Genomic DNA, 4478 nt, shown 5'->3' on the forward strand with positions numbered 1-4478 from the left:
GTGTTACACGGTAGACAATCGTCAACTAAAATCGACCCCTTACATTGACCGGTCAAGTCGGTTTGGAGTTTGCCGAAGCGTCGGGCACGTCCGTCTCGGCGAGCGAGAAAGCGAGGAGCGCCCGATGGCGGGTGTTGGTGGAAAGCCGAGCACGAGTCCAGCCAGCAGGCCGGAGGGTGATGGTCACGCTTTTGCGCCCATCGTCGGCCAGGCGCGGGCGCTGCTTCCGCGATTGCGCGATCGAGCGGCTCGCACCGAAGAGCTGCGCCGCCTGCCGCCGGAAACCGAACGCGACTTGCATGAGGCGGGGCTTTTCAGGATCCTGCAGCCGAAGCGGGTGGGAGGATCGGAGCTCGACTATGTCGCACTGGTCGATGTCGCCGAGATACTGGGGCGGGCCGACGCATCGGTGGCCTGGAATTTGGCCAATCTTGCCAGCCATCACTGGATGCTGGCGATGTTCGACAAGCGCGCGCAGGACGCGGTCTGGGACAGGGACGCCAATGCGCTGATTGCGTCGTCTTTCATTTTTCCCGCCGGCCGCGCCCGGAAAGTCGAAGGCGGCTACAGGCTGCATGGAAGCTGGCCGTTCTCCTCGGGAGTGGCGTCCTGCGAGTGGAACATGCTGGCCAGCGTCGTTTCATCCGATGACGAAGCCGACGGCATCGAATACCGGCTCTTCCTGGTGCATAAGAGCGATTACAGCATCCTCGATACCTGGAACGCCGCCGGTCTGCAGGGCACCGGCTCCAACGACGTCGAAGTGCGGGAGGGTTTTGTCGCAGAGCAGATGACGATCGCGATGAACGACATCGCCGGCGGTCCTACTCCCGGCAGCGCCGTCAATCCGAATCCCCTGTATACCCTGCCGGTGATTTCGCTGTTTCCTTACGTGCTTTCCGGTGTTGCGCTCGGCAACGCGCAGGCCTGTCTCGACGATTATATCGAGCTCGCTCAGCATCGGGCCTCGACCTCCAATCGCGCCAGGCTGGGCGACCTGCAGAGCACGCAGATCAAGATCGCCGAGGCCTCGGCTAAGATCGATGCGGCGCGCCTGATCATGCGTTCGAACTGCATCGCGGCGATGGCCGATGCGAGGCGCGGGCAGATTCCGGACATGGCAGGCAAGACCCGGTTGCGGCGCGATGGGGCCTATTCCGTCAATCTCTGCACCGAAGCGGTGTCGCTGTTGTTTTCTGCGAGCGGCGCGCGCGGATTGTTCACGACAGGCGTGCTGCAGCGGCAATTTCGCGATGCCCACGCGATCAATTCGCACATCGCGTTCAATTTCGATGCGGCTGGCACCAACTACGGTCGTGTGGCGCTCGGCCTGCCGTCCGAAAACCTGACGCTCTGAGGCCAGTGGATGAACGACGCGCCCAAGCACCGGACCGGTTCCGATCCAGCCAACGAATTAGCCAGTGACCATTCGCCGATCGATCCGCGGGACTTTCGCAATGCGCTCGGCACCTTCGCCACCGGCGTTACGATCATCACGGCGGCGGGAGCTGATCGCAAGCCATATGGATTGACCTGCAACTCCTTCGCGTCGGTGTCGCTCAATCCGCCGCTGGTGCTCTGGAGCCTGGTGCTCTATTCCAGCAGCCTCAGCGTGTTTCAGAACGCCAGCCATTTTGCGGTCAATGTGCTCGGCGCCTCGCAACAGGACCTCGCAAATAAATTCGCGAAGTCCTCGGAAGACAAGTTTGCCCGCGTCGAATGGACGCCCGGCCTCGGCAGCGCCCCGCTTCTGGCGCACAGCGTCGCAAATTTTCAATGCCGCGCCGTCGATCGATATTACGGCGGCGATCACGTCATTTTTCTCGGTGCGGTCGAGGCCTATTCCTATAATCGCAATGAACCGCTGTTGTTCGCCCGGGGTGGTTATGGCCGTTTTATTGCCGACAAGTCGTCATGAGGCGGAAAGCCGCAGCCACGCGCGCGAGACCCAAGCAGAAGCGGCTTTCTCCGGACGACCGCCGCAAGGAGTTTGTTGCCAAGGCGACCGAGTTCTTTTCGGAACAGGGGTTTGGCGGCGGAACACGTGACCTCGCGCGCCGGTTGGGCGTGACCCAGCCGCTTTTGTATCGCTACTTCCCGAGCAAGGATGACCTGATCCAGGAAGTGTATCGCACGGTTTATCTCGAACCGCTCGACACCGGCTGGGAAAAGCTGCTGACGGATCGTTCCCGGCCGCTGCGCGATCGGCTGCAGGAATTCTACCGTGGCTACACGAAGGTGATCTTCACTCGCAAATGGATCCGCATCTATCTCTATTCCGGCCTCAAGGGGCTCGACATCAACCGTTGGTACGTCGGCATCGTCCGCGACAAGATCTTGACCCGCATCATCAAGGAATGCCGCCAGCAAGCTGGATTGCCAGCGCAGAGCAGACCAACCGCGCCTGAACTCGAAATGGCATGGGTGTTCCACAGCGGAATTTTCTACTATGGGGTCCGAAAATATATCTACGAGTCGCCCGTGCTTGAGGACAAGGAGCAGATGATCGGCGATGCCGTGGACGCCTTTCTCGCCGGCTACGAGCGGGTTTTCGGGCAACGCCTCCCGCCGGTCATGCGCACGCCGGTGACGGCGGTCGGATGAGCGCCAATCGAACGATGACGGATCAGAGTTTCGTCATTTCATCGCGATCCCAGTCACCGATTTCGCTCGCGGTCATCAAGAAAAACTCGTCGTGGCCGATCACATGGTCCAGCAGCGTGTCCAGATATTTGCTGCGATGCAGAACGCCGTCCGCTTGTCGTTCGGCGGCTTGAGTTGGGCGGGCCGATCTACGCCTGATAGGGGATACGGTCGCCAAGAGCCGCGGCAGCGCTCTCATTTCATGGATGGAGCGAGACTACTCTGCCGCATTGGACTGTCGTGAGGAACCGGCATTGATCCGCGGCATCACCTTTTCGGCCATCAGGATCATCGACTGCCGTCCCAACTCGCGGTCCTTCCAGTCCTTGCCCGCATAAAGCAGCGTGCCGAATTGACCGACCTCGTCCTGGAAAGCCAGCAGCTGATCGGTGACGCTTTCGGGCGTTCCCCAAATGACCAGTTTGTCGCAGATCGCCTCCAGGGTCACCTCATCGTCGGGCTGATCGCGCCTGGTCTTGAACAGCTCGATGCGACCATTCTTCTTCAACTTGGTGAATAGCGAACGATAGTAGTAGACGTAAGGCCCGTTCGGGTCGGTGGCGTAGGCCTTGGCGGTGGCCGCATCCTTGGCCACGAACACGCTCTTGGCGACCCGCCAATTGGCGGGATCGGCCGCGCGGCCGCCGCGCTCGCACCCCTCGACGTATTTCGGCCAGTGGCTCTTCACCCAGGCGGGCATCAGGAAATTGGCCGAGATCGGGTCCCAGCCCCGAGCCGCAGCCTCGGTGACGCCTTTTGAGAAGGGCGCAACCGCGGTGACGACGATCGGAGGGTGCGGCCGCTGCAGCGGGCGCGCGATGAATCCCTGGCCGATATCCTTCATCAGGGTCTTCTCGGTCGAGATGTTCCAGTATTTGCCCGCAAGATTGTAGGGCGGCTCGCTTTCCCAGATCTGCAGCACCTGATTGATGGCCTCGAGGAACATCGCGTTGCGGTCGGCGGCGAGGTTTCCGAACAGTTCCGCATCCGACAGGAGTCCTCCCGGGCTGATACCGAAGATCAGCCGCCCGTCCAGCATATGGTCGAGCATCGCGATAGAGGCCGCGACGGCGGCTGGATGGGCATTCGGCATGTTGATGGTGCCGGTGCCAAGCCTGATCTGCTTGGTCGCGGCCGCGATCCAGGCCAGGAACATCATGCAGGAGGTGATGTTCTCGGCCTTGTCGGTGACATGCTCGCCGACATAGGCTTCGGAGAAGCCCAACTCGTCGGCCAAAAGGAACGCCTCCCGGTCTTCCTGCAGCGAAAGCCGCCAATCCTTGTCCAGGGGATGGATTGGCATCGTAAAGAAACCCAGCTTCATCGTCTGCGCCTCCCAAAGGGCCCTGCTTTTGTGCACCGAACGTGCTTCGTCGGTGCTTCCAAGACAAGTCCAAAAGTCGAATTTCACGAAATAATCGTTCGATAAACAAACTTGACCTTTGATAGTCGCTGCCCTCTAATCCCGCGAAATATACCAAGAATTCTGCCGGGGAAGGTGACACCCATGAAAGCCTCGGCTTTCGCTGACGTCCGTGCAACCAGCGTTGGCAACGCGCTGGATCTGCTCGCCATGCATCTCGCCATGAATGGAGAGAAAGCCAAAATCCGGCGTAGCAATATGTTGGATGTCGCAACCGCCATCCTCCAATCGAGGCCTGCCGAGCCCGATATCGCCGACAGCGTTGTCGGCACTGCGAGCAACGGCACGCCGCCCATCTCTTTCGGTCCCGGTACGCTTCCGCCTGGTATTCATGAGGCGGCCGCCAATACGGTCAACGATGCGCTCAGGCCATGCGGTACTATAGTTACAGAGATTCCGCTGACGCCTCAGG

General features: G+C 60.6%; 6 protein-coding genes and 1 pseudogene. 4 read left to right on the plus strand and 3 right to left on the minus strand.

The window, feature by feature from the left end; genetic code table 11:
* Positions 1-52: 52 nt before the first annotated feature.
* On the minus strand, positions 53-301 hold the full coding sequence (locus WCB02_RS07055) for a hypothetical protein (RefSeq protein ID WP_423957121.1): 249 nt from the start codon (positions 299-301) through the stop codon (positions 53-55).
* On the opposite strand from WCB02_RS07055, the gene WCB02_RS07060 reads away from it, so the two are divergent.
* The 3 genes from WCB02_RS07060 to WCB02_RS07070 are packed head-to-tail and all read left to right on the plus strand — an operon-like array spanning position 200 to position 2604.
* Positions 200-1357: an acyl-CoA dehydrogenase family protein gene (locus WCB02_RS07060; RefSeq protein WP_423957120.1), complete on the plus strand. Its 1158-nt coding sequence runs from the start codon at positions 200-202 to the stop codon at positions 1355-1357. The genes WCB02_RS07055 and WCB02_RS07060 overlap by 102 nt on opposite strands.
* A gap of 9 nt (positions 1358-1366) precedes the next feature.
* Complete coding sequence (locus WCB02_RS07065) at positions 1367-1918, plus strand: flavin reductase family protein (protein ID WP_423957116.1); 552 nt, start codon at positions 1367-1369, stop codon at positions 1916-1918.
* On the plus strand, positions 1915-2604 hold the full coding sequence (locus tag WCB02_RS07070; RefSeq protein WP_423957117.1) for a TetR/AcrR family transcriptional regulator: 690 nt from the start codon (positions 1915-1917) through the stop codon (positions 2602-2604). The genes WCB02_RS07065 and WCB02_RS07070 overlap by 4 nt, the downstream gene beginning before the upstream one ends.
* Positions 2605-2626: 22 nt before the next feature.
* On the opposite strand, the gene WCB02_RS07075 is transcribed toward WCB02_RS07070, so the two are convergent.
* Positions 2627-2821 (minus strand): hypothetical protein, encoded by a 195-nt coding sequence (locus WCB02_RS07075; protein WP_423957118.1) that lies wholly within the window; start codon positions 2819-2821, stop codon positions 2627-2629.
* A 39-nt stretch (positions 2822-2860) separates the two neighbouring features.
* Complete coding sequence (locus WCB02_RS07080) at positions 2861-3967, minus strand: LLM class flavin-dependent oxidoreductase (protein ID WP_423957119.1); 1107 nt, start codon at positions 3965-3967, stop codon at positions 2861-2863.
* Positions 3968-4150: 183 nt separating this feature from the next.
* Here WCB02_RS07080 and WCB02_RS07085 point away from each other — a divergent pair.
* Positions 4151-4478 (plus strand): annotated as a pseudogene (locus tag WCB02_RS07085) (hypothetical protein); the annotation flags it as partial.

It is taken from the genome of Bradyrhizobium sp., from assembly GCF_049581145.1.
In the GTDB taxonomy this organism is placed as follows: domain Bacteria; phylum Pseudomonadota; class Alphaproteobacteria; order Rhizobiales; family Xanthobacteraceae; genus Bradyrhizobium.

Bases quoted from the DNA above. Each gene is read 5' to 3' on its own strand.
- WCB02_RS07055 (WP_423957121.1), bottom strand. From the start codon at position 301: ATGCAAGTCGCGTTCGGTTTCCGGCGGCAGGCGGCGCAGCTCTTCGGT.
- WCB02_RS07065 (WP_423957116.1), top strand. From the start codon at position 1,367: ATGAACGACGCGCCCAAGCACCGGACCGGTTCCGATCCAGCCAACGAA.
- WCB02_RS07070 (WP_423957117.1), top strand. From the start codon at position 1,915: ATGAGGCGGAAAGCCGCAGCCACGCGCGCGAGACCCAAGCAGAAGCGG.
- WCB02_RS07080 (WP_423957119.1), bottom strand. From the start codon at position 3,967: ATGAAGCTGGGTTTCTTTACGATGCCAATCCATCCCCTGGACAAGGAT.